This window comes from Streptomyces sp. NPDC047971, from assembly GCF_040653355.1.
Classification (GTDB): domain Bacteria; phylum Actinomycetota; class Actinomycetes; order Streptomycetales; family Streptomycetaceae; genus Streptomyces.
Genome location: NZ_JBEZNW010000019.1, coordinates 46266 through 68325 on the forward strand (window position 1 = coordinate 46266; position 22060 = coordinate 68325).

23 protein-coding genes are annotated in these 22060 nt (G+C 72.4%); 8 read left to right on the forward strand and 15 right to left on the reverse strand.

Translation table 11 applies throughout. From position 1 onward, the window contains the following. Positions 1–34: 34 nt before the first annotated feature. The 3 genes from AB0D99_RS19420 (at position 35) to AB0D99_RS19430 (ending at position 1647) form a co-directional block, all read left to right on the forward strand. Entirely contained in the window at positions 35–730 is a 696-nt protein-coding gene (locus AB0D99_RS19420; protein ID WP_362363130.1) for a TetR/AcrR family transcriptional regulator C-terminal domain-containing protein, read from the forward strand. Between the two features lie 239 nt (positions 731–969). Next, complete coding sequence (locus AB0D99_RS19425) at positions 970–1188, forward strand: hypothetical protein (protein ID WP_362363133.1); 219 nt, start codon at positions 970–972, stop codon at positions 1186–1188. Between the two features lie 159 nt (positions 1189–1347). Next, positions 1348–1647, forward strand: coding sequence for a DUF6191 domain-containing protein (locus AB0D99_RS19430; RefSeq protein ID WP_362363136.1), 300 nt, complete (start codon positions 1348–1350; stop codon positions 1645–1647). Between the two features lie 6 nt (positions 1648–1653). On the opposite strand, the gene AB0D99_RS19435 is transcribed toward AB0D99_RS19430, so the two are convergent. Continuing rightward, the gene (locus AB0D99_RS19435) at positions 1654–2484 is read right to left on the reverse strand and encodes a class I SAM-dependent methyltransferase (protein WP_362363139.1); all 831 of its coding nucleotides are present in this window, start codon (positions 2482–2484) and stop codon (positions 1654–1656) included. 71 nt (positions 2485–2555) lie between these two features. On the opposite strand from AB0D99_RS19435, the gene AB0D99_RS19440 reads away from it, so the two are divergent. Together AB0D99_RS19440 and AB0D99_RS19445 are read left to right on the forward strand one after the other, a co-directional pair. Beyond that, positions 2556–4433, forward strand: coding sequence for a prolyl oligopeptidase family serine peptidase (locus tag AB0D99_RS19440; protein ID WP_362363142.1), 1878 nt, complete (start codon positions 2556–2558; stop codon positions 4431–4433). Between the two features lie 22 nt (positions 4434–4455). After that, the gene (locus AB0D99_RS19445) at positions 4456–5196 is read left to right on the forward strand and encodes an SURF1 family protein (protein ID WP_362363145.1); all 741 of its coding nucleotides are present in this window, start codon (positions 4456–4458) and stop codon (positions 5194–5196) included. 241 nt (positions 5197–5437) lie between these two features. On the opposite strand, the gene AB0D99_RS19450 is transcribed toward AB0D99_RS19445, so the two are convergent. The 9 genes from AB0D99_RS19450 to AB0D99_RS19490 all read right to left on the reverse strand — a co-directional run bounded on the left by AB0D99_RS19450 (position 5438) and on the right by AB0D99_RS19490 (position 14945). Beyond that, entirely contained in the window at positions 5438–6946 is a 1509-nt protein-coding gene (locus AB0D99_RS19450; protein ID WP_362363148.1) for a hypothetical protein, read from the reverse strand. Then, positions 6943–7530 carry a SigE family RNA polymerase sigma factor gene (locus tag AB0D99_RS19455; RefSeq protein WP_362363377.1) on the reverse strand — a complete coding sequence of 196 codons (588 nt, stop codon included), beginning with the start codon at positions 7528–7530 and terminating at the stop codon, positions 6943–6945. Before AB0D99_RS19455 ends, AB0D99_RS19450 begins: the two co-directional genes overlap by 4 nt. A 449-nt stretch (positions 7531–7979) precedes the next feature. Next, a complete protein-coding gene (locus AB0D99_RS19460) occupies positions 7980–9071 on the reverse strand; it encodes an aspartate-semialdehyde dehydrogenase (RefSeq protein WP_362363151.1) in 1092 nt (363 codons plus the stop codon). 7 nt (positions 9072–9078) lie between these two features. Then, positions 9079–10350 carry an aspartate kinase gene (locus AB0D99_RS19465; protein WP_362363154.1) on the reverse strand — a complete coding sequence of 424 codons (1272 nt, stop codon included), beginning with the start codon at positions 10348–10350 and terminating at the stop codon, positions 9079–9081. 209 nt (positions 10351–10559) lie between these two features. Then, a complete protein-coding gene (locus AB0D99_RS19470; protein WP_362363157.1) occupies positions 10560–12548 on the reverse strand; it encodes a tetratricopeptide repeat-containing protein in 1989 nt (662 codons plus the stop codon). Next, on the reverse strand, positions 12545–13090 hold the full coding sequence (locus tag AB0D99_RS19475; protein WP_362363160.1) for a hypothetical protein: 546 nt from the start codon (positions 13088–13090) through the stop codon (positions 12545–12547). Before AB0D99_RS19475 ends, AB0D99_RS19470 begins: the two co-directional genes overlap by 4 nt. Positions 13091–13225: 135 nt before the next feature. Beyond that, complete coding sequence (locus AB0D99_RS19480; protein ID WP_362363163.1) at positions 13226–13888, reverse strand: DUF5063 domain-containing protein; 663 nt, start codon at positions 13886–13888, stop codon at positions 13226–13228. Positions 13889–13929: 41 nt separating this feature from the next. Beyond that, positions 13930–14529 (reverse strand): recombination mediator RecR, encoded by a 600-nt coding sequence (gene recR, locus AB0D99_RS19485; protein ID WP_352190380.1) that lies wholly within the window; start codon positions 14527–14529, stop codon positions 13930–13932. Positions 14530–14609: 80 nt separating this feature from the next. Continuing rightward, positions 14610–14945 carry a YbaB/EbfC family nucleoid-associated protein gene (locus AB0D99_RS19490; RefSeq protein WP_362363380.1) on the reverse strand — a complete coding sequence of 112 codons (336 nt, stop codon included), beginning with the start codon at positions 14943–14945 and terminating at the stop codon, positions 14610–14612. Positions 14946–15229: 284 nt separating this feature from the next. Between AB0D99_RS19490 and AB0D99_RS19495 the strand changes: the two genes are divergently transcribed. Continuing rightward, on the forward strand, positions 15230–15976 hold the full coding sequence (locus AB0D99_RS19495; RefSeq protein ID WP_362363167.1) for an SLATT domain-containing protein: 747 nt from the start codon (positions 15230–15232) through the stop codon (positions 15974–15976). Positions 15977–16070: 94 nt separating this feature from the next. Here AB0D99_RS19495 and AB0D99_RS19500 read toward each other — a convergent pair whose 3' ends face one another. The 3 genes from AB0D99_RS19500 to AB0D99_RS19510 all read right to left on the reverse strand — a co-directional run bounded on the left by AB0D99_RS19500 (position 16071) and on the right by AB0D99_RS19510 (position 19083). Continuing rightward, positions 16071–16721, reverse strand: a complete 651-nt coding sequence (locus AB0D99_RS19500; protein WP_362363170.1) for a hypothetical protein — start codon at positions 16719–16721, stop codon at positions 16071–16073. A 115-nt stretch (positions 16722–16836) separates the two neighbouring features. Next, entirely contained in the window at positions 16837–17535 is a 699-nt protein-coding gene (locus AB0D99_RS19505; RefSeq protein ID WP_362363173.1) for a GntR family transcriptional regulator, read from the reverse strand. A gap of 186 nt (positions 17536–17721) precedes the next feature. Then, positions 17722–19083, reverse strand: coding sequence for an aspartate aminotransferase family protein (locus AB0D99_RS19510; RefSeq protein ID WP_362363176.1), 1362 nt, complete (start codon positions 19081–19083; stop codon positions 17722–17724). 215 nt (positions 19084–19298) lie between these two features. Here AB0D99_RS19510 and AB0D99_RS19515 point away from each other — a divergent pair, with 215 nt between their 5' ends. Both AB0D99_RS19515 and AB0D99_RS19520 read left to right on the forward strand, forming a co-directional pair. Then, a complete protein-coding gene (locus tag AB0D99_RS19515; protein WP_362363179.1) occupies positions 19299–19925 on the forward strand; it encodes a DJ-1/PfpI family protein in 627 nt (208 codons plus the stop codon). Next, positions 19922–20425, forward strand: a complete 504-nt coding sequence (locus AB0D99_RS19520) for a helix-turn-helix domain-containing protein (RefSeq protein ID WP_362363182.1) — start codon at positions 19922–19924, stop codon at positions 20423–20425. Before AB0D99_RS19515 ends, AB0D99_RS19520 begins: the two co-directional genes overlap by 4 nt. A 163-nt stretch (positions 20426–20588) precedes the next feature. On the opposite strand, the gene AB0D99_RS19525 is transcribed toward AB0D99_RS19520, so the two are convergent. Then, positions 20589–21479 carry a glycoside hydrolase family 19 protein gene (locus AB0D99_RS19525; RefSeq protein ID WP_362363185.1) on the reverse strand — a complete coding sequence of 297 codons (891 nt, stop codon included), beginning with the start codon at positions 21477–21479 and terminating at the stop codon, positions 20589–20591. A gap of 109 nt (positions 21480–21588) precedes the next feature. Then, positions 21589–22056, reverse strand: coding sequence for a MarR family transcriptional regulator (locus tag AB0D99_RS19530; protein ID WP_362363188.1), 468 nt, complete (start codon positions 22054–22056; stop codon positions 21589–21591). Positions 22057–22060 lie beyond the last annotated feature (4 nt).

The window sequence follows — 22060 nt, forward strand, 5'->3', positions numbered from 1 at the left end:
AACACCGTGCAAGAAGGTCGGCTAGGCTGAGGTCATGCCGCGTGAGACCTTGACCCGGGACCAGATCGTCCGAGCCGCCGTCGAGCTGCTCGACGCCGAGGGCATCGAGGGCCTGAGCATGCGCAGGCTCGGCCAGCGGCTGGGTTCGGCGGCGACGGCCATGTACTGGCACGTCGGCAGCAAGGAGAGCCTGATCGTGCTCGCGGCCGACGCGGCCTGGAGCGAGCTGACCTTCCTCGATCCGGCCGAGGTCGGCTGGCGCGCCGCCGCCCGCGGGCTCGTGCACGACACGTACGCGCTGGGCAAGCGCCACCCCTGGCTCGTCCCGGCGATCAGCTCGCACTTCGTCTACGGCCACGGCATGGCCCGCTTCCAGGACCATTCGTGCGCGATCTACGAGACGGCCGGCTTCACAGGCTGGGAGCTCGACTGGGCCGTGAACTCCACCTTCACCTTCGTCGCCGGCACCCTCCTCGTCGACGCGACCGAGGCCACGATCGCCACCGCGCAGGTTCCCCGGGGCAAGGGCGACGAGGGAAAGCCGGCGCAGAGCGTCACCGAGTGGGCCTACGGGATCGCGTCCCAGTACCCGCGGCTGCGCGCCCGCATGGAGGCCCAGCAGGGGGTCGACCCCGCCTCGCTGACGGGCGAGAAGTTCGCGTTCGGTGTGGAGGCCATCCTCGACGGCCTCCAGGCCCGCCTCGGCGACCCGGCGCGCGGCACCGGCTGAGCCGGGGGCACCGGGGGCTCGGGGGGCGTGTCGGGGGTCCGGGGGCGTGTCGGGGGTCCGGGGGCGTGTCGGGGGTCCGGGGGCGCTGGGGGCCGGAGGGCGCACCGGGGCCCGGGGAGCACGCCGGGGACCAAGGGGCGCGCCGGGGCCCGTCGTCCCATGACGCCGGACCTCTCGCCCCCGACACGAACGGGGTCCGCCAGGTGGCCCGGGGCGCCGCGTTCCGGTCCCCTGGGGACATGCGCCCCCTCCTGACAGCCGCCGAGGCGGCGGCCACCGTTCCCGCCGAGGTCGTCTCCGACTCCGGCCCGTCCGCCCTCGCCCTGGGCCTCGGCGTCGCCGCCGTCGCCGGCGCCATCGGCACGGCCGTCGTCCGCAGCCGCCTGTCGAAGACGATCACCGGACAACACCGGCAGACGCCCCCGGCCGGATCGGCGTCGGACACGCCCCGAGGGTGACTCCACGCCCTCCGGCGTGAGGCCGTGCGGCCGCGTGAGGCCGCGTGCGGCGCCGACCGCCCAGTGGGGCCACGCGCCCGCCGGCCGCCCGTGTGGGGCGCACGGCGGCCCGTTGCCGGGCCCTGCCCTTTCGGGCCGGGATCCCGGACAATGACCGGCATGGAGTTCGCCGTGTTCGTGACGCTGCCGGGACTGGTCATCCTGCTCACCGTGGTCGCCTTCGCCGACCAGATCCTGCGCGCGACCGGGCGCGGCCGCCGCAGCGGCCAGGTCTCCTCGACCGGCTTCGAGCAGCTGCACGCCACCTTCTCCCAGGGCAAGCAGAACGAGCTCAAAGAGCGGCAGAGCGCGCTCGTGATGCGCGACGACGAGGAGGACGGCGCTCCGCCGCACCGGTCCACGGTGGACCTGACCGGCGGCCGCGCGGTGATCCGCGTCAGCGGGGGCGGGACGCCTTGAGCCGCGTCAGCGGGGGCGGGACGCCTTGAGCGAGTACATCAGCGGGATCCGCGGCCGGTCGGCCGGGAAGCGGTGGTACCCGTCCTCGTGACGCTGGAGCGTCTCGTACCGGGAGTAGAGCGAGACGTCGTGCTCGTGGAGGAACTCGATGCGCAGCCCCGCCCTGGCGACGGCCGTGACGACCTCGCCGACCGGGTGCACCCACTCCACGCTCCGGTTGTGGACGGTGGCGGCGTCGAGGTCCGCGTACGTGCCCGAGCTGGTGTCCACCCACGGATCGCGCACGAAGTAGTCGTTGACGATCCGGCTCCCCGTCTCGTCGTCCAGCGAGTCGGTGAGCGGATGGAACTCGGCGACGTAGAGGAAGCCGCCCGGGGCGACGAGCGAGGCGGCGGTCTCGGCCCAGCGCTCGATGTCGGGGAGCCAGTTCAGCGCCCCCGTCCCGGTGTAGACGATGTCGTACGAGGAGTCGGGGACGGCCTGGGCGGCGTCGTAGGCGTCGGCGGCCACGAACGCGGCCCGGTCCGCGGAGAGGCCCAGGTCCGCGGCGAGCGAGCGGGCCGTCTCCACGGCGGGCTCGGAGAAGTCCAGGCCGACGACGCGCGAGGCGCCGTGCCGGGCCCAGGACAGCGTGTCCAGGCCGATGTGGCACTGGAGGTGGAGGAGGGAGCGGCCGGTGACGTCGCCGACCTCCGCCACCTCGAAGTCACGCAGCGCGTCCTTGCCCGCCCGGAAGGCGTCGAGGTCGTAGAACTCGCTCGCGGCGTGGATCGGGACGCGTTCGTCCCAGCGGGCGCGGTTGGCCTCGCGCCAGTCGTCGGGCGTCGGTGCGTACATGCCAGGGAGGTTATCCACAGGTTGCGGACGATGCGAACGGATTGTCGGCGGACCGGAGCATCATGGGGGCCATGACTGAGACCAATGAGATCGCGGACGGCCCGGGCGAGGGCGTGGAGGGACCGGGAGGGGGCGCGGAGGGCTCCGGCCCGTCGCCGGAGATCCCGGCCTGGGAGCAGCGGTTCCGGGCGCCGCGGGTGTCCCTGCCCGAGTGGGCCGAGGAGGCACCGGACCGTTCGCTGTTCGTCTCCAACGCGACGGGGACGTACGAGCTGTACGCCTGGGACCGGGCGACGGGCGAGCAGCGACAGGTGACGGACCGGCCGAACGGGACGACGGACGGCACGCTGTCCCCGGACGGGCAGTGGATCTGGTGGTTCTCGGACACGGACGGGGACGAGTTCGGGGTGTGGATGCGCCAGCCCTTCGGAGGCGGCGCGGACGAGCCCGCGGTGCCCGGGCTCGCGGCCTCGTATCCGGCGGGTCTCGCGATCGGCCGTGACGGCACGGTGGTCGTCGGCCGCTCGACGGACGAGGAGGGGGCGACGGTCCACCTCGTCCGCGACGGCGCGGCGCCGGTGGAGATCTACCGGCACCGGGAGTCGGCCGGCGTGGGCGACCTCTCGCACGACGGCTCGCTGATCGCGATCGAGCACACCGAGCACGGCGACGCGATGCACTCGGCCCTGCGGGTGCTGCGCGCCGAGGACTCCTCCGTCGTGGCCGAGCTGGACGACTCCCGGGCCGGCACGGAGGAGCTGGGCCTCGCGGTGCTGGGCTTCGCGCCGGTGGACGGGGACACCCGGCTGCTCGTCGGTCATCAGCGGCGGGGCCGCTGGGAGCCGCTGCTGTGGGACGTGGCGACGGGCCGGGAGACCGATCTCCGGCTCGACCTGCCGGGCGACGTGTCGGCGGAGTGGTACGAGGACGGCACGGGCCTGCTGATCGTGCACAGCTTCGAGGCGCGCAGCGAGCTGTGGCGGTACGACATCGCGACGGGCGCGCTGGTGCGGGTGGAGACCCCGGCCGGTTCGGTCTCGGAGGCCACGACCCGGCCGGACGGCACCGTGGAGTATCTGTGGTCCTCGGCGGCGCGGCCGCCGGTGGTGCGCTCGACGGACGGCGGGATCGTCCTCGACCCGCCGGGCGCGAAGGCGCCGGGGTCGGTGCCGGTGGAGGACGTGTGGGTGGAGGGTCCCGGCGGCCGTGTCCACGCGCTCGTCCAGCGCCCGGCCGAGGGCGAGGGCCCGTTCCCGACGATCTTCGAGGTGCACGGCGGGCCGGCCTGGCACGACAGCGATGCCTTCGCCTCCGGACCGGCCGCCTGGCTCGACCACGGCTACGCGGTGGTCCGCGTCAACTACCGCGGCTCGACGGGGTACGGCCGCGAGTGGACGGACGCGCTCAAGCACAGGGTCGGTCTCATCGAGCTGGAGGACATCGCCGCGGTCCGCGAGTGGGCGGTCGCCTCGGGTCTGGCCGACCCGTCGAAGCTGGTTCTGTCGGGCGGCTCGTGGGGCGGCTATCTGACGCTGCTCGGGCTCGGCACGCAGCCGGACGCCTGGTCGGTGGGGCTCGCCGCCGTCCCGGTCGCGGACTACGTGACGGCGTACGAGGACGAGATGGAGGCCCTGAAGGCACTGGACCGGACGCTGTTCGGCGGTTCGCCGGAGGAGGTGCCGGAGCGGTTCGAGGTCTCGTCCCCGCTGACGTACGTGGACAAGGTCACGGCTCCGGTCTACATCTCGGCCGGTGTGAACGACCCGCGCTGCCCGATCCGGCAGATCGAGAACTACGTGGACCGGCTGGCGGCCCGGTCCGCGGTGCACGAGGTGTACCGGTACGACGCGGGGCACGGCTCTCTGGTGGTGGAGGAGCGGATCAAGCAGGTCCGCCTGGAGCTGGCCTTCGCCGCGCGTCACCTGGGGACCCGCCCGGTCGGGGGGTGAGGCGGCTGCGTACCGTGGAGGGGTGTACCGGTTCCTGAGAACGCCCCGCTGGTGGGGGATCAACGTCTTCGTCCTGCTGGCGATCCCCTTCTGCCTGTTCATGGGGACCTGGCAGATGGGCAAGTTCGAGGACCGCGTCGACTCCCATCAGAAGGCGGAGCGGGCGCCGGACCCGGGCACGCTCGCGGCCGCGCCGCTGGACGAGCTGCTGCCGGTGGACAAGGAGACGTCCGGGCGGCCCGCGGAGGCGAGCGGCCGGTACGGAGAGCAGTTCCTGGTACCGGACCGTGAGCTGGACGGCCGGCGCGGCAGCTATGTGCTGACCATGCTGAAGACGGACGGCGGGAAGTCGCTGCCGGTGGTGCGGGGCTGGCTGCCGGCGGGCGCCGAGGCGCCGGCCCCGCCGACCGGCGAGGTCACCGTCGTGGGCGCCCTCCAGGCGTCGGAGAACGCGGGGACCAAGGGCGTCCACGCGGCGGGCGGGCTCCCCGAGGGGCAGCTCGGCATGATCAGCGCCAGTGCGCTGATCAACGTGGTCACCGACGACGTCTACGACGCGTGGGTCACGGTCGTGGACTCCCCGGCCGGGCTGACGCCGGTCCCGGCCGCCGCCGCGGCGGGCACGTCGCTGGACCTGAAGGCGTTCCAGAACCTCGGGTACACGGCGGAGTGGTTCGTCTTCGCCGGCTTCGTGGTCTTCATGTGGTTCCGCCTCCTGCGCCGCGAGACGGAGGCCCAGCGGGACGAGGCCCTGGGCCTCTGAGCCCGCCGCCCGGCTGCGCCGAGCCCGCCGCCCGGCTGCGACGGGGCCGGTGGCCCGGCGGGGTTCGGTACGTCGAGGGGCGACGCCTCCCGGGGCTGTGCCGCCGACCACTTGCGGAGGGCTGTGCCCCGGGGCCCCGGGCTCGGTGACTGTCCGGGGCCGGTGGCCCGGGAAACCCGGTGCCCCGAGGCTCGGGCGCCGACTCCCGGGCCTCGGGGCAACGGTGTCCCCTGGGCGTCCTCTAGGAAGCGTCGAGGACGCCGGTGCGGTAGATCGTGCCGGCACACGCGTTCGGGATGGTCGTCGCCGCCTGCGGGGCGCCCGCCTCCGCGGTGTGGCTGACCGCGACGCTGCCGTCCGCGGGCGTCCCGTCCGTGCCGAGCTGCGTCCCCGTGCCCTCGGCTTCCGCGCCGTTGCCGGTCGACCCGGTGGCCCCGGCCGACGTACCGCCCGCGCCGTCCGTCGTGGTGCTCGGGTCCGGCGACGGGTTGACGGTCGGACAGGTCTCCGTCGGGACCCAGGCGAACTTCACCTCGTACGCGTTGTCCGGCTTGAGGACCAGCGCGGGCGACTCCTGCGAGGGGTCGGGAAGGCCGCTGGCCGCGTCGCCGGCCGTGTGCGCCACGACCGAGATCTTGGAACCGTCCGCCGCGCCCAGCGCCTGGAAGCCGACGCTGCCGCCGCCGCTCACCACGCACTCCTTGCCGGAGACGTTGGCGATGCGGAAGGTGCCGTAGACCTTGCCCTCGGCGTCCGGCCCGCCGGCCTGCGCCGAGCTGACGCCCAGCTGTCCCGCCTCGCACACCGGCGAGGACGAGTCCGGCTGGGAAGCCTCCGGCGGCGTCGATCCGGTGCCCGCGCCGCCCGACTCTCCGGCCTCCGACTGTTCGGGCGTGCCCGCGCCCTCTGCCGCGCCCTGGCTCGGGCTCGCGGCGCCGGACGGCGCACCCGCGGTCTGCTGACCGCCCTCGACGCCCGTCTCGGAGCCGGTGCCGCCCTGGGCCTGCTCGCCGTGGCCGGCGTTCACGGCCTGGTCGGCGGTGAGGCCACCCGAGTTGGCGACGTGCACGAAGGCGGGGACGGCCGTGCCGATCAGCACCGCGGCCGCGGCGAAGCCGACGATCGCCTGGCGCTTGCGGGTCCGCCGCGCGGGTACCGCGCGACGCAGGTGGTCCAGTGCGCCGTCGGAGGGGTGAAGGTCCGCCACGGCGCCGTGGAGCAGCCGCCGCAGCGCCAGCTCGTCGCCCGCGAGGGAGGCGTCGCCTCCGAAGAGCTCGGCGCCGCCGAGGAGGCCGCCGACGGTGCGCTCGTCGTCGTGGGCACCATCGCCCGGCAGCCCACCGTGCGACGCCCTGTGGTCGGACGCCCAGCTGCCGAAGGCCGCGCTGTCGGACGCCCTGTCGTGGGCGACCTCGTCGTGGGAGATCGTGTCGTGGGAGATCTCGTCGTGGGAGGCCCTGGCCTCGGAGACCTTGTCGTCGGCGACGGATTCGGCTGTGCCGTCACCGGGGATGTCACCGTCGGAAGCCCCGCTGTCGGCCGTCTCACCGCCGGCCACCTCACCGCCGGCCACCTCGCCGCCGGAAGCCCCGCTGTCGGTCATCTCCCCGCCGGTCGCCGCGCCGCCGGATGCCGCGCTGTCCGGACCGTCGTGCACCGAACCGTGTTCCATGCCGTCGCGACGTTCCTCGGGCCGACCGCTCGTCGCGTCCGGGCCCATGTCGTCCGGGCCCTTGTCGTCGGAGCTCATGCCGTCGCCTCCATCGCGACGCGCAGCGCCGCGATGCCACGCGAGCCGTACGCCTTCACCGACCCCAGGGATATGCCGAGCGTCTCGGCGACCTGTGCCTCCGTCATGTCCGCGAAGTACCGCAGCACCAGCACCTCACGCTGCCGCCTCTGCAGCCCGCGCATCGCCTTGATCAGCGCGTCCCGCTCCAGCTGGTCGTACGCGCCCTCCTCCGCGCTCGCCATGTCCGGCATCGGCTTGGACAGCAGCTTGAGTCCGAGGATGCGGCGGCGCAGCGCGGAGCGGGACAGGTTGACGACCGTCTGGCGCAGATACGCCAGCGTCTTCTCGGGGTCCCTGACCCGGTTGCGGGCGGAGTGGACGCGGATGAACGCCTCCTGGACCACGTCCTCGCAGGAGGCCGTGTCGTCGAGGAGGAGCGCGGCGAGGCCGAGGAGCGAGCGGTAGTGCGCGCGATACGTCTCGGTCAGGTGATCGACGGTGGTGCCCGCGGTCACGATGCCTTCAGCGCTCTCGCGCGGCGACGGGATGCCGATCACACCGGATGTCCGGGTGCCGGTGGGCACGGGGGCGATCACGGGCATGCCGCCGGCCGGACGCGGGCGCCGGAGCGGGCGTGCCGAGCCGCCGCGTACGGGGGCCGCGAGCCCGCCCCGCAAGGGGACGACTGCCGCGCCTCGGAGCGGGACGACCGCTGTGATGTCGAGTACCTCTGCCACGCCTGTTGGACACGCTTCCCCCCGTCAGGGTTGTACGAGTACGCCACCGTTTTTGACGGTGAGCCACTTGTCATCATGCGTACCCGATCTTCCCCAATGCCCCGTTTTGACAGCACCTCATGCGAAACACCGCCAGGGCGCACGCGGAGACGCCACCCGCCCAACTACCGGTTGCGGCACGTCGGAAGAGCATCGTCGAACATGCCGTCACCGCAGTTCAAGGGGCATCCGTCGCCGACTTGCTCACAAGGTGTTCACAGATGCTACAAACTCCAACGATCCCGCGTCGCCGATTTCCGGACACTCAGGGGCGCTCAGGGGCGCTTGAGATCATCCAGATGGTCTGGACCATTGGGGCGCTCCGGGCGAATGATCGACTCCGCGATCTGTACGGCGTTCAGCGCAGCGCCCTTACGGAGGTTGTCGCCGCAGACGAAGAACTCGAGCGCATGCTCGTCGTCCATCGAGCGACGCACCCGCCCCACCCAGACCGGATCCGTGCCCACGACATCGGCCGGCGTGGGGAAGTCGCCCGAGGCCGGATCGTCGTAGAGCACCACGCCCGGCGACGTCGCCAGGATCTCGTGGGCCCGCGCGACGCTCACCGGCCGCTCGAACCGCGCGTGGACGGAGACGGAGTGCGCGGTCACGACCGGGACGCGCACGCACGTGGCCGCCACCGGAAGCCCGGGGAGGTCGAGGATCTTGCGCGTCTCCTCACGGATGCCCAGCTCCTCGGAGGACCAGCCGTCCTCGCCCAGCGAACCGGACCAGGGCACCACGTTGAGCGCGACGGGACCCGAGAAGGGCCCGGTGTCGTCGCCGACCGCACGCCGTACGTCGCCGGGATGGCTGCCCAGCTCGGTCCCGGCCACCAGCGACAGTTGCTCGCGCAGGGCGGCGACACCCGCCTGTCCGTGCCCGCTCGCGGCCTGCTGGGCGGTCACCACCAGCTCACCGACCCCGAACTCGGCATGCAGGGCGCCCACGGCGACGATCAGCGCCAGCGTGGAGCAGCCCGGGCTCGCCACGATGCCCCGCGGCCGTACCCGTACGGCGTGGGGGTTGATCTCCGGCACCACGAGCGGCACGTCCGGGTCCGCCCGGAACGCGGTGGAGGTGTCGACGACCACCGCGCCCTTGGTGGCGGCGATCGGCGCCCACCGCGCCGCGATGTCCTCGGGCACGAGGAACAGCGCGAGGTCGACGCCCTCCAGGACGTCCTCGCTCAGCGCCAGGACCTCGACCTCCTCCCCGCGCACGGCCAGCTTGCGGCCGGCCGAGCTCGGGGAGGCGACGAGTCGGATCTCGCCCCAGACGTCCGCGTGCTGCGACAGGAGCTGGAGCATCACCGCGCCGACGGCCCCGGTCGCTCCCACGACCGCGAGCGTCGGTTTGACGCTCATCGGCTCGTCACCGGCCGGTGCCGCCGTAGACGACGGCCTCGTCCGAGTCGCTGTCGAGCCCGAACGCGGTGTGGACGGCCGTCACGGCCTCGTTCACATCGTCCGCGCGGGTGACGACCGAGATGCGGATCTCGGAGGTCGAGATCAGCTCGATGTTCACACCGGCGTCGGAGAGCGCCTGGAAGAAGGCGGCGGTGACGCCCGGGTTCGTCTTCATGCCCGCGCCGACCAGGGAGATCTTGCCGATCTGGTCGTCGTAGCGCAGCGAGTCGAAGCCGATCGCGCCCTTCGCCTTGTCCAGGGCGTCCATGGCCTTGCGGCCCTCGGCCTTGGGAAGCGTGAAGGAGATGTCCGTCAGACCCGTGGAGGCGGCGGACACGTTCTGCACGATCATGTCGATGTTGATCTCGGCGTCGGCGACGGCCCGGAAGATGGCCGCGGCCTCGCCCGGCTTGTCCGGCACACCGACGACGGTGATCTTCGCCTCGGAGGTGTCGTGGGCGACGCCCGAGATGATGGCCTGCTCCACCTTGCGGTCCCCTTGCGGCTCGTTGCTGACCCAAGTGCCCTGCAGCCCCGAGAAGGACGAGCGGACGTGGATCGGGATGTTGTATCGGCGTGCGTACTCGACGCACCGGTGCAGCAGCACCTTGGAGCCGGACGCGGCGAGCTCCAGCATGTCCTCGAAGGAGATCCACTCGATCTTCTTCGCCTTCTTCACCACGCGCGGGTCGGCCGTGAACACACCGTCGACGTCGGTGTAGATCTCGCAGACCTCGGCGTCGAGCGCGGCGGCCAGCGCGACGGCCGTCGTGTCGGACCCGCCACGCCCCAGCGTGGTGATGTCCTTCTTGTCCTGGGACACGCCCTGGAAGCCGGCCACGATGGCGATGTTGCCCTCGTCGAGGGCGGTACGGATCCGGCCCGGCGTGACATCGATGATGCGCGCTTTGTTGTGGACCGAGTCGGTGATGACACCGGCCTGGCTGCCCGTGAACGACTGGGCCTCGTGGCCCAGGTTTTTGATCGCCATGGCCAGCAGGGCCATGGAGATCCGCTCTCCGGCGGTCAGCAGCATGTCGAACTCACGCCCGGCAGGGATCGGGGATACCTGCTCGGCGAGATCGATCAACTCGTCCGTCGTGTCGCCCATCGCGGAAACCACGACGACCACTTGGTGGCCGTTCTTCTTGGCATCCACGATCCGCTTGGCGACGCGCTTGATGCCCTCGGCATCGGCAACGGAGGAGCCTCCGTACTTCTGCACGACAAGGCCCACGTGCGCTCCTCGTTCAGTCTCTGCCGCAGTCATTACTGCGGTCGGCTCAGTTTAACGAGCGGCCCGGAATCGCCGACCGTATATCAGATCCTGAGATGTCCCGCTCAGGAAGTGATCTCGACCGGTGCCCGGGCCGCCCATGGAACTCCGTCTTCCCGGGAGGACCGGGGGTACGCGGGAGTGTGGGGGTCCTCACACCCGCAGGGCGGTCAGCCCGGGGGCAGGACGTGCCGGAGGTGGTGGGTGAAGGGGTGGTCGTCCCCCAGGAAACGGACGCTGTCGTCCACGATCCGACCGAACTCCGCCGCCGCCCGATCGCCCTGCCCGACCGCCTCGTACAGGCCCACCAGATTGAGCCGCGAGGTCAGCGTGTCCGGATGTCCGGGGCCGAACCGCGCCCGTCGCCGCTCCAGGGTGGTCTCGTGCAGGGCGATCGCCCGCTCCGGACGTCCGTCCACCCGGCAGGCGACGGCCAGGTTGTTCATCGTCCACAGGGTGTCGCGGTGGCCCGGCCCCAGCAGCCGTTCGAGCCCGGCGACCGCCCCTTCCAGGAGCACGACGGCACCGTGCGTCTCGCCCAGGTGCCGCAGGGTGACCGCGAGGCGGCCGCGGGCCCGGTGCGTCTCCGGACGCTCCTCACCGAGGGCCCGCTCCAGATCGGCGACGGCCCGTCCCTGCAGCTCGGCGGAGTCGAACAGCGCCCCTTCCCTGCCCCATGCCTCGGCGATGCCCTCCCTCGCGCAGGCCGTCAGCCAGTGGTCCGCGCCGAACAGCCGCTCCCGGCACGCGACGACCCGGTCGAACAGCTCCACGGCTGCCAGGGGGTCCCCCTGGTCCAGCAGGAACCAGCCCGCGCGGCCCAGCAGCTCCGCCGTGCTCGCGGTGTCCTCCTCGGCCGGGACCTGCTGTGCGTACGTCTCGACGTGCGGAAGCAGCTCCCGCCAGCTCCCCCACTCCGCCGCGCTCCCGCTCTCCTCAGGCGCCACCAGCCCCAGCGTCTCCTCGGCGACGAGCCGGGCCGCTTCGATGCCCTCCGCCCGGCGGTGCGGATCGCTGTCGTCCGCCGTGCGCGCGACGGCCTGGACGAGCCGGTGCACCGACACCGCTCCGTCCTCGTGCAGGGTGAGCATGCTGTGCGAGGCGAGCCGGCCGAGCGCCCGCCGTACGGCGAAGGGCGCGGCGATCCGGTCGAGGAGGGTGCGGGGGATCCGGTCCGGACCCCACCAGGCGAGGACCCGCAGGAGCGTCCCGGTGAGCGGGTCGGCCGCCGCGAGGCGGTCGAGGGTCAGCCTCCAGGTCCATGCCACGGCCTGCCCGCCGTCGGCACCGCCCTCGACGGGAATCTCGTACAGCTCACCCGGGTACTGGGCGAGCTGCTCCAGGTACTCGCCGGCGGACGTGCGGGTCTCCGCGCAGTACGCGGCCGCCTGCGCCACCGCGAGCGGCAGCTGCCCCAGCGTCGCGCACAGCGCGTGCGCCCCGGAGGTGTCGCGCGGGCCGGCGTGCGTGACGATCCGGGTGAACATCTCGACGGACTCGCTCCGGTCCGGCACGTCCAGCGTGACGACCCTCGCGATCCCGTACCAGCCCGCGGCCTGCCGGGAGGTGATGAGGACCCTCCCCCGGCCGACGCGGGCCAGCAGGGACTCGACGTCGGCGGGTGCGGAGACGTTGTCGAGGACGAGCAGCCAGGTGTCGTGGCCGGAGAGCCATTGCAACGCCCGCTCGCGCAACGCCTCCTGGGTCAGTACGTCGATGAGCGCGGGCTGCATGGCGGCGGCGAGGCCGGCGAGGCCGGCGTCGAGCTCGGAACGGTTCTCCGCGGTGATCCACCAGACGACGGGGTGGTCCTCGGTCTTCCCCGCCACCCAGCGCGCGGCGAGTGTGGACTTGCCGACTCCGCCCAGCCCGCAGACGACCGTGACGTCGAACGGCTCGTCGAGGAGCCCCATCTCGCGCCGCCTGCCGACGAAATGGGCGTGGCGCCGGGGCACGTTCACCAGGCGGCCCGGGTACGCGTCCGAGGCCAGGGCCTCCGGCGGCAGCAGGACCGCCTGCTCGACCTGGGTGACGTGGTCCCCGGTCGCGACCCGCCCGATGTTCCCTCCGGCGGCGACCGACCGCTCCCCTCCGGCCTCGACGCCGCGCTCGACGCCTCGCTCGACGCCGCGCTCGACGCCTCGCTCGACGCCGCTCACGCGTCGCCCGTCGAGACGCTCCCGATGTCACCACCGGCGGCGACGGACCGGTCCCCGGACGCGGTGACGGAACGGGGGCCGACCTGCGGCGCGGAGGCGGGGTTCGACGCGGGCGCGGGCGCGGAGGCGGGCGAGGGCGCCGGGTTGGACGCGGGCGCGGGCGCCGGGTGCGGCGCGGGGGCGGGCGAGGGGGCAGGGCTCGACACGGGCGCGGGCGCCGGGTTAGACGCGGGGGCGGGCGCGGGGCCAGGGCTCGTACCGCTGCCGGTGGCCACGGAGCCGATGCTGCCGCCCGCCGCGACGGCGCCCGCTCCGGACGCCGTGACGCCCGGCACGGGCGGCGGCGTGGCCGCGCCCCGGCCGAACTGCCCCCAGAGGGAGAGCCCGAGGCCGACGGCGGCGAGGACGGCCCCGGTGACGCTCGCGATCTGGTCGGCCTTGCCGAGGTCGCCGACGGCGACGACGACCAGCGCGCCGATCCCGACGACTCCGACGCCAACACCGGTCCACAGGAGTGCCTTTGACCGCCTCTGCGTTGTCATGTCGTCATGATGGCAGCACGGCGGCGGAGTTGGACGGGGCCCACGGCGGCGTCGCCCGTCCCGACCTGGACGACCCGGTGCGCTCGGGCAGTCGGACAGGCCCGTGGCGGCCGGGCCGGACGGACGGCCGAGGCGCTACTTCTTCAGCGTGCCCAGGCCCAGCGGTCCCGCGATCTCCTCCGCCATGACCCGGCCCGCCTCCTCCGCGAGGTCGTCCTCCGTCAGGTCCTCGTCCGTGTCGAGGCCGTCCAGGGCCGCCAGCGGCTGGTCGAGGCGGACGTGCGCGACGAGGGACTGCAGCGCCCGCAGGGTCGCCGAGGCCGTCGGGCCCCAGTTGGAGAAGTAGGAGAACTGCCACCACCACAGCGCCTCGCTCACGCGCCCGGCCCGGTAGTGGGCGAGACCGTGCCGCAGGTCGGCGACGATGTCGGCGAGGTTGTCGGAGATCCGGGCCGGAACCGGCGCCTTGCGCGGCTCGTACGGGTCGAAGACCTCCGAGAAGACGTCCACCGGGTCCAGCATCACCGCGAATCGCTCGCGCAGGTCGTCCATGTCCGGCTCCGGACCCGTGTCGGTCTCGTACCGCTCGTCCGGGACGATGTCCTCGTGCGCGCCCAGCCGGCCGCCGGCGAGCAGCAGCTGGGAGATCTCCAGGAGCAGGAAGGGCACCGCGCTGTCGGGCTCGTCGCCCTTGGCCACTTCCGTGGTGGCCACGATGAAGGATTCGATCGAGTCGGCGATCTGGACCGCGAAGTCGTCCGGGTCCTGCGTGATCGCGTGCAGCGTGGCATCAGACATCGCGGGTGCCTCCTTCGGGCGCGGGCGCGCAGACCCTGTCGTCATACATCTAGCAGTCGCCGCCCCTCGAAGGCACGCCCCAGCGTGACCTCGTCGGCGTACTCCAGATCGCCGCCGACCGGCAGTCCGCTCGCCAGGCGCGTGACCTTGAGGCCCATGGGCTTGATCATCCGCGCCAGGTACGTCGCGGTGGCCTCGCCCTCCAGGTTCGGGTCGGTCGCGAGGATGAGCTCGGTGACCGTCCCGTCCGCCAGCCGCGCGAGCAGCTCGCGGATGCGCAGGTCGTCCGGGCCGACGCCCTCGATCGGGCTGATCGCGCCGCCGAGCACGTGGTAGCGCCCGCGGAACTCACGCGTCCGCTCGATCGCCACGACGTCCTTCGGCTCTTCGACGACACAGATGACCGACAGGTCCCGGCGCGGGTCACGGCAGATGTTGCACTGCTCCTGCTGCGCGACGTTGCCGCAGACCGCGCAGAACCGGACCTTCTCCTTGACCTCCAGGAGCGCGTGCGCGAGACGGCGAACGTCCGTCGGCTCGGCCTGGAGGACGTGGAAGGCGATCCGCTGCGCGCTCTTGGGACCGACGCCGGGCAGCCTGCCCAGTTCGTCGATGAGGTCCTGAACCACGCCTTCGTACAACGGAACGCCCTTCTGAGAAGTGCTTGATTCTTACGGTAGTGGCTGCCGGGGCGCCTTAGAAGCCCAGGCGGGAAAGCGGCTCAGAAGCCGAGGCCCGGCATTCCGCCCAGGCCCTGCGTCAGCGGGCCCAGCTTGGCCTGCTGGAGCTGCTGCGCGTTGTCGTTGGCGGCCTGCACGGCGGCCACGATCAGGTCGGCCAGCGTCTCGGTGTCCTCGGGGTCGACCGCCTTGGGGTCGATCACCAGGCCGCGCAGCTCACCGGAGCCGGTGACCGTCGCCGTGACCAGACCACCGCCCGCCTGCCCGTCGACCTCCGTCGCCGCGAGCTCCTCCTGGGCGCGCGCGAGATCCTGCTGCATCTTCTGGGCCTGCTGGAGGAGCTGCTGCATGTTGGGCTGGCCACCACCGGGAATCACGGTCACTCCTGGCATTTCGACGGGTTACGGATGACATCCGGACGACTGCTGTGACGACTGACGTTCGGTACGGCCGAGCCTACGTGGTCCATGCCCGGCCTGCCGCCACAACTCTTTCGAGTGAGAAACTGCGGGCTCCTCTACCTGATCAAGACCCCCTTGTGGGCGGAAATCCCGGGATTCCGGGCCCATAGCCCACCATTCGGCGGTAGGAAGGGCAGGCACCACGTGCACCGCACGTCACAGAAGGACACGAGCGCCGAGCTGAACAGAGGAGTGCCCCGGTGAGCCAGCAGCCGGAGATGCCGCCGCAGCAGCAGCCGCAGGGGCAGCCGGGACAGCCCGGAGGGTCCGCCGCGAGCCGCGATCTGACCGGGTCGCCGTTCCCGCTCGGCGACTGGGGCGAGCCCGCGGAGCGCCTGGACGAGCTCTACCGCTGGGTCGAGTCCCAGGCCCTGCGCACGGCGGAGTGGTATCTGTCCGACCGGGTCTGGAAGCGCCGCTGCGCCCGGGTCCTGCGGGTCGGCACGGCGCTGGGCGTCATCGTGGGCGCGGCGCTGCCGCTGCTCGACGTCACCGACGTCGCGGACGGGGCGGCGAGCTGGGGCTATCTCTCCCTGCTGCTCGGCGCGGCCTGTCTGCTCTGCGACCGGTACTTCGGTCTGACCTCGGGCTGGATCAGGGACGTGGCGACGGCGCAGGCGGTGCAGCGCAGACTGCAGGCGCTGCAGTTCGACTGGGCGTCGGAGAGCGTCCGGGAGGTGCTCGGGCCCACGGAGGGAACCGCCAGCGAGGCGGCGGAGCGCTGCCTCGGGGTGCTGCGCCGGTTCTCGGAGGACGTGACGGAGCTCGTACGGGCGGAGACGGCGGACTGGATGATCGAGTTCCGCTCGGGCCCCGCGCCGCTCGCCCTGCAGTCGGTGGGCGCCGGTGCGGCCCGACCGGAGGGCTCCCACCCCTCCTCCCGCTTTCCGCTGCCGCCGGGCACCCGCCCGAACATGCCGCGGCAGCGGCCGCCGGAGCCGCGCTGAGCGTCGGCCCAGCGGGCCGGAAGCGCGACGAGAGGCGGGGCACCCCTCTCTCCGAGGCGTGCCCCGCCTCTCGTCGGCCGGATGGTTCCCGGGCTCAGCTCAGGATGATCATCGAGCCCTGTCCGAGGCTCCGCGTCGCCGCCGCGTGCAGCCCGAGCCACACATGGCGCTCGCGCGCGAACGGACTGTCGTCGTAGGCGATGGCTCCCGCCGGCTCCTCCAGCGCGGTCGGGCGCTCCGGCGGCAGCGGGGCGGCCGGCGGGTTGGCCGGGTCGATCCCGATCGCCGGGGCGACGAACTCCAGCTCCCGCAGCAGCCCGTGCGAGGACCCCAGCGGGCCGCCGCCCTCCAGGAGCTCGTCGTTGGAGAGCGGAGCGGGGAAGTCCACGGGGACGTACGCGCCGGCGTGGTCGTAGTGCCAGACCAGGTGGGACTGCTGTGCGGTCGCCTCGAACATTTCGAGGAGCTGCTCGTAGTCACCACCGAGCTCGTCGACCGGTTCGACGGCGAGACCGCACATCAGCAGCAGGTAGGCGCGGCGGAGGAAGTGCAGGGCCTCGTAGTCGAATCCGGCGACGGGCGCCACGTCGCCGGAGAGTCCCGGCATGTAGGCGAAGACGGGAACGGTGGGCAGACCGGACGCGGTCAGGGCCTTGTCGTAGGCGGCGATCTCTTCGGCGAAGGGATTGTCGGGGCTGTGGCACAGCACGTCGACAAGAGGGACCAGCCACAGGTCACAGGCCAAGGGAGGCTCTCTCTCCGTCAGTTGCAGGGACGGCCAGGGTAGTCGGCGCGGTCCGTGCCGCACACCCGCTGGTGACCTGCCCTTCGGCGCCCCGGCCGACACCCGGGCACCGCCGTCACTCCGAGAGGCGTTCCAGACGGTCCGCCCACGCCAGGGACTGGCTGTTGTACGCCTGGACGACCGCGACGGCCGCCTCCGCGTCGCCGAGCGTGAGCGCGTCGACGAGGTCGACGTGCCCGCTCCACAACCAGCCGAGGACATCGCGGTCGGACCGCAGGTACGGCACGGAGAACACCCACGCCTGGACCCGCAGCCGGTGCAGGAAGTCGGCGATGTAGTCGTTGTTGGAGACCAGCCTGGCCAGCTCGCGCCAGTAACGGATGTCGTACCCGATGAGAATGTCCAGGTCGCCCGCGCGGGCCGCCCGCGCCGCCGCCTCGCCCCGGCGCCGCACGGAGACGAGCGCGACCCCGCGGGAGACGTCCGGTTCGGCGGGCGGCACGGGAAGGGGCGTGTGGCGGCGGAAGATGCCGTCCACGACGAGCATCCGGGCCTCGACCATGCCGCGGTAGTCGTCGACGGTGAACTGGTGCACCCGGAAGCCGCGGTGCTGGTCGGAGTCGAGGAGCCCTTGCGCGGAGAGGTCGACGAGGGCCTCGCGCACGGGTGTCGCCGACACCTCGTACTGCTCGGCGATCTGCTTGACGGTGAATTCCTCGCCCGGCTGCAAACGCCCAGCGAGCACCTCGTCACGGAGCGCGTCCGCGATCTGCCGCCGCAGGGTGTTGCGGGTGACAGCTCCGCTCGCGGGCATCTAGGTCGGCCCCCTCCGTCCGGCTTCGGCACACCCTAGACCAGACGGAGGGAAGGCTCCGTGACGCCGGTTACGCGACGTTCGCGCGACCCGGCGCACGACCGACGGCGACCCGGCGCACGACCGACGGCGACCCGGCGCACGACCGACGGCACGCGCCACACGGTGTGCGTCACACGTCGCGCGTCACACGGTGTGCTCGTCGGCCACGCTCAGCGCCGCGTCGAGGGCGGCGAGGCCCTCCTTGGCCTCGGCCTCGGAGACGTTGCAGGCGGGGACGGCGTGGGTGCGGTTCATGTTGATGAAGGGCCACAGGCCGTGCTTCTTGGCCTCCGCGCCGAAGGCCGCCATGGGGGCGTTGGCCGCGCCCGTCGCGTTGTACGGGACGAGCGGCTCGCGGGTCTCCTTGTTCTTGACCAGGTCGAGCGCCCAGAAGGTGCCCATGCCGCGGACCTCGCCGACCGACGGGTGGCGCTCGGCGAGCTCGCGCAGGCCGGGGCCGAGGACGGTCTCGCCGATGCGGGCGGAGTGCTCGACGACCTTCTCGTCCTCCATGACCTGGATGGTGGCCACGGCGGCGGCACAGGCCAGGGGGTGGCCGGAGTAGGTCAGCCCGCCCGGGTAGGGCCGCTGGTCGAAGGTCGCGGCGATCTCGGCGGAGATCGCGACACCACCGAGGGGGACGTAGCCGGAGTTCACGCCCTTGGCGAAGGTCATCAGGTCGGGCACGACGTCGAAGTGCTCGGCGGCGAACCACGTGCCGGTCCGGCCGAAGCCGGCCATGACCTCGTCGAGGACGAAGACGATGCCGTACCTGTCGCAGATCTCGCGGACGCCGGCGAGATAGCCGGGCGGCGGGGTCATGATGCCGGCGGTGCCGGGGACGGTCTCCAGGATGATCGCGGCGATCGTCCCCGGCCCCTCGAAGGCGATCGTGTCCTCCAGGTGCGCGAGCGCGCGCTCGCACTCCTGCGCCTCCGTCTCGGAGTAGAACGGCGAGCGGTAGAGGAACGGCGCCCAGAAGCGCACGACGCCGGCCGAGCCGGTGTCGGAGGCCCAGCGGCGCGGGTCACCGGTGAGGTTGATCGCGGTGGAGGTGGCGCCGTGGTACGAGCGGAAGGCGGAGAGCACCTTGTGGCGGCCCGTGTGCAGACGGGCCATCCGTACGGCGTTCTCGACGGCCTCGGCACCGCCGTTGGTGAAGAAGATCTTGTCCAGGTCGCCGGGGGTGCGCTCGGCGATGAGGCGTGCGGCCTCGGAGCGTACGTCGATGGCGAAGGCGGGCGCGAAGGTGGTGAGCTTGGCGGCCTGCTCCTGGATGGCGGCGACCACGCGGGGGTGCTGGTAGCCGATGTTGGTGTAGACGAGGCCGCTGGTGAAGTCGAGGTAGCGGTTGCCGTCGTAGTCCCAGAAGTACGAACCCTCGGCACCGGCGACGGCGAGCGGGTCGATCAGGCCCTGGGCGGACCAGGAGTGGAACACGTGCGCGCGGTCGGCGGCCTTGACGGCAGCGCCGGCCTGGGGGTCGGGTGCGACATGAGGGGTCATATGCCCAGGGTAAGGACGCGCAGGTCGGAGCGGCCATGACCATCTTGTCCACCGAGACCGCGGCCGACGCGACACGTTGCCGCGCCCCTCCGAGCGGACCGCGCGGGCGAACGGACGGACCCCGATCAGGACGGCGACCATTGACAGCATCCTGTCGAGATGACAGTCTTCTGTCATACAAGCACGGCACCGAAACGATCGCTGGAGGCCCGGAAATGCCCCGCACCGTCCACCTCGCCGTTTACGAGACCCTCGCCGACTGGGAGACGGGCCACACCACCGCCTGGCTCGCCCGCTCCGGCTTCACCGTGAAGACCGTCGGCCCCGTCGCGGACAAGCCCGTCACCAGCATCGGCGGCATGCGGATCGTCCCCGACCTCTCCCTCGACGACCTCCGCCCGGAGGACAGCGCGCTGCTGGTCCTCCCGGGCGCCGATCTCTGGGACGCGGGCGAGGACCTCGCCCCCTTCGCGGCGACCGCCCGCCGCTTCCTCGACGCCGGCGTCCCCGTCGCCGCCATCTGCGGCGCCACCGCCGGCCTGGCCCGCGAGGGCCTCCTCGACGACCGCGCGCACACCAGCGCCGTCTCCTTCTACCTCGACGCGACCGGCTACAAGGGCGGCGAGCACTACGTCGAGACCGACGCGGTCACCGACAAGGGCGCGGACGGCGTCGGCGACCTGATCACCGCGGGACCGACCGAGCCGGTCGCCTTCGCCCGCGAGGTGCTCGGCGTCATGGGCGCCTTCGACGGCACCAGGCTCGACGCCTGGTACCGCCTCTTCCACGACTCCGACCCGGCGGCCTTCGAAGAGCTGAACGCGGACGAAGAGGCGTCGTGAGCAGGGCGGAGCAGGACGCCCTCGCCCGCACCGCGCTCAGCGTCTTCCGGCTCAACGGCCAGTTCCTCGCCGCCTCGGAGGAACTGGCCCGCCCGGTCGGCCTCACCGCCGCCTGGTGGCAGGTGCTCGGAGCCGTACTCCGCACCCCGCAGCCGGTCGCCGGCATCGCCCGCACCATGGGCATCACCCGGCAGAGCGTCCAGCGGATCGCGGACCTGCTCGTGGAGCGGGGCCTCGCCGTGTACGAGCCCAATCCGGCCCACCGGCGCGCCAAGCTCCTGTCGCCGACTCAGGAAGGACTGGCGGCGGTCGAACGGCTCGACCCGGGCCACGCCGACCTCGCGGCCCGGCTCGCCGGAGCCCTCGGCGGCCAGGGGCAGTTCGAGGAGACCGTACGGGTCCTGGAGCGGCTCTCCCGGGCGCTGGAAACGGTCACCGAGGCGGACCCCGCTCCCCCGGTCGGCACCTGGCCCCCCGCACGCACCGCGTCGCCCGAGTAGAAGACGGGCCCGTCATCGGGCGGCCCGACTCCCCCTCGTCGACGACCCGCCGGCGCGTGGTCTCCGCGTCCTGGTGCGCGGGGCGCCCGGCGCGGGCGCCATGACGACGATTCCCGGGGCCCTTTCGGGCATCCCGGGAATCGTCGTCGTACGGGTGGGGAGCTCAGCAGTACAGGTTCGCGCCGGTCGGCACGCCGAGGATCTGCGTGAACTGCTGGTACTTGCTCACGCGGCTCTGGACCTGCGCCGGGTTCTTGCCGTCGCACTCCAGCGCGCCGTTGATCGAGCGGATCGACTGGCCGAAGCCCGCGCCGTTGACCATGGCGTTGTGGCCGGTCATCGTGCCGGGTCCGCTCTGGGTGTTCCAATACCAGAGGCCGGTCTTCCAGGCGATGGGCGCCTCGCGCTCGACGCGGTACGGGTTGTTGAGCAGGTCGATGCCGAGGGCGTCACCCGCGGCCTTGTAGTTGAAGTTCCAGGAGAGCTGGATGGGGCCGCGGCCGTAGTAGGCCGCCTGTCCGGCCGGGCAGCCGTACGGCTGGCCGCTGTCGCAGTAGTGCGGGTAGTTGGCGGTGTTCTGCTCGACGATGTGGACCAGACCGCCGGTCTCGTGGCTGACGTTGGCGAGGAAGGCCGCGGCCTCCTGCTTCTTCACCGTGTCGCTTCCGGTGGTGGCGAAGCCGGGGTAGGCGCTGAGGGCGGCCGTGAGACCGCTGTACGTGTAGAAGGAGTTCCGGCTCGGGAACATCTGGTTGAACTGGGCCTCGGAGACGACGAATCCGGAGGGGTTCGGGCCCGGGTCCGTGCCCCCGCCACCGCATGCGCCCTCGTCGCGCCAGACGTCGGCGGAGCCGGGGCGTTCGTTCTGGGTCCACCACTTGGCGTACCAGTTGCGGCCGTTGTACGAGGCGGTCATGCCGCCGGTGTAGACGTTGCCCGAATTCCAGGCGGCCACACAGGCGGGCGCCGCGCCCGCGCTGGACGCCGGGATGAACACGGCAAGCCCGAGGGCCGTACAGAGTGCGGACAGGAGAATGAGCAGACGTCGCTTCATGCGCTCGCCCTTCCGTGGGGGAAGGCCAGCGAATCGTCTTTGGTCTGGACCTGTCAAGGTCTAGACCATCACTTGTGACAAACGGTGGTCGAACCACCCGGCGGGCGGCTCAGTGGTCGAGTACGCGCTCCAACAGGCTTGTCAGCAGCTCACGTTCGAGCTTCGACAGCGGCTCCATCAGCTCGTCCTGGACACCGGAGAACACCTCGTCCAAGCGCTCCAGGTGGCTGCCGCCCCGCTCGGTCAGGGTGATGACGTTGCGTCGACGGTCCTCGGGGTCGGGGGTGCGCTCGACGTGGCCGCGTTCGGCGAGTTCGTTGATGACGGCGACGAGGTCACTGCGGTAGATGCCGGTGCGGCGGCTCAGGCCGGCCTGACTGGTCGGGCCGTACTCGTCGAGCGAGGCGAGGACCGCGTAGTGCCACTTGCGGGCGTCCTCCGACGCGAGACCCTCGCTGATCAGGCGGTCCGCGCGAGCGGCGGTCAGGGCCAGAAGGCGGCTGGGCAGACCGCGGAGGCGGGCCGGGGTCTGGCGCTCATCCATCTCGGAGGCGTCGCCCCCGCTGTCCGTCGTCATGCGC

What these genes read in the sequence shown, in the direction of transcription:
- AB0D99_RS19420 (WP_362363130.1), top strand. Translation starts at nt 35, where the DNA reads ATGCCGCGTGAGACCTTGACCCGGGACCAGATCGTCCGAGCCGCCGTC.
- AB0D99_RS19425 (WP_362363133.1), top strand. Translation starts at nt 970, where the DNA reads ATGCGCCCCCTCCTGACAGCCGCCGAGGCGGCGGCCACCGTTCCCGCC.
- AB0D99_RS19430 (WP_362363136.1), top strand. Translation starts at nt 1,348, where the DNA reads ATGGAGTTCGCCGTGTTCGTGACGCTGCCGGGACTGGTCATCCTGCTC.
- AB0D99_RS19435 (WP_362363139.1), bottom strand. Translation starts at nt 2,484, where the DNA reads ATGTACGCACCGACGCCCGACGACTGGCGCGAGGCCAACCGCGCCCGC.
- AB0D99_RS19440 (WP_362363142.1), top strand. Translation starts at nt 2,556, where the DNA reads ATGACTGAGACCAATGAGATCGCGGACGGCCCGGGCGAGGGCGTGGAG.
- AB0D99_RS19450 (WP_362363148.1), bottom strand. Translation starts at nt 6,946, where the DNA reads ATGAGCTCCGACGACAAGGGCCCGGACGACATGGGCCCGGACGCGACG.
- AB0D99_RS19455 (WP_362363377.1), bottom strand. Translation starts at nt 7,530, where the DNA reads ATGCCCGTGATCGCCCCCGTGCCCACCGGCACCCGGACATCCGGTGTG.
- AB0D99_RS19460 (WP_362363151.1), bottom strand. Translation starts at nt 9,071, where the DNA reads ATGAGCGTCAAACCGACGCTCGCGGTCGTGGGAGCGACCGGGGCCGTC.
- AB0D99_RS19475 (WP_362363160.1), bottom strand. Translation starts at nt 13,090, where the DNA reads ATGACAACGCAGAGGCGGTCAAAGGCACTCCTGTGGACCGGTGTTGGC.
- AB0D99_RS19480 (WP_362363163.1), bottom strand. Translation starts at nt 13,888, where the DNA reads ATGTCTGATGCCACGCTGCACGCGATCACGCAGGACCCGGACGACTTC.
- AB0D99_RS19505 (WP_362363173.1), bottom strand. Translation starts at nt 17,535, where the DNA reads ATGCCCGCGAGCGGAGCTGTCACCCGCAACACCCTGCGGCGGCAGATC.
- AB0D99_RS19510 (WP_362363176.1), bottom strand. Translation starts at nt 19,083, where the DNA reads ATGACCCCTCATGTCGCACCCGACCCCCAGGCCGGCGCTGCCGTCAAG.
- AB0D99_RS19515 (WP_362363179.1), top strand. Translation starts at nt 19,299, where the DNA reads ATGCCCCGCACCGTCCACCTCGCCGTTTACGAGACCCTCGCCGACTGG.
- AB0D99_RS19525 (WP_362363185.1), bottom strand. Translation starts at nt 21,479, where the DNA reads ATGAAGCGACGTCTGCTCATTCTCCTGTCCGCACTCTGTACGGCCCTC.
- AB0D99_RS19530 (WP_362363188.1), bottom strand. Translation starts at nt 22,056, where the DNA reads ATGACGACGGACAGCGGGGGCGACGCCTCCGAGATGGATGAGCGCCAG.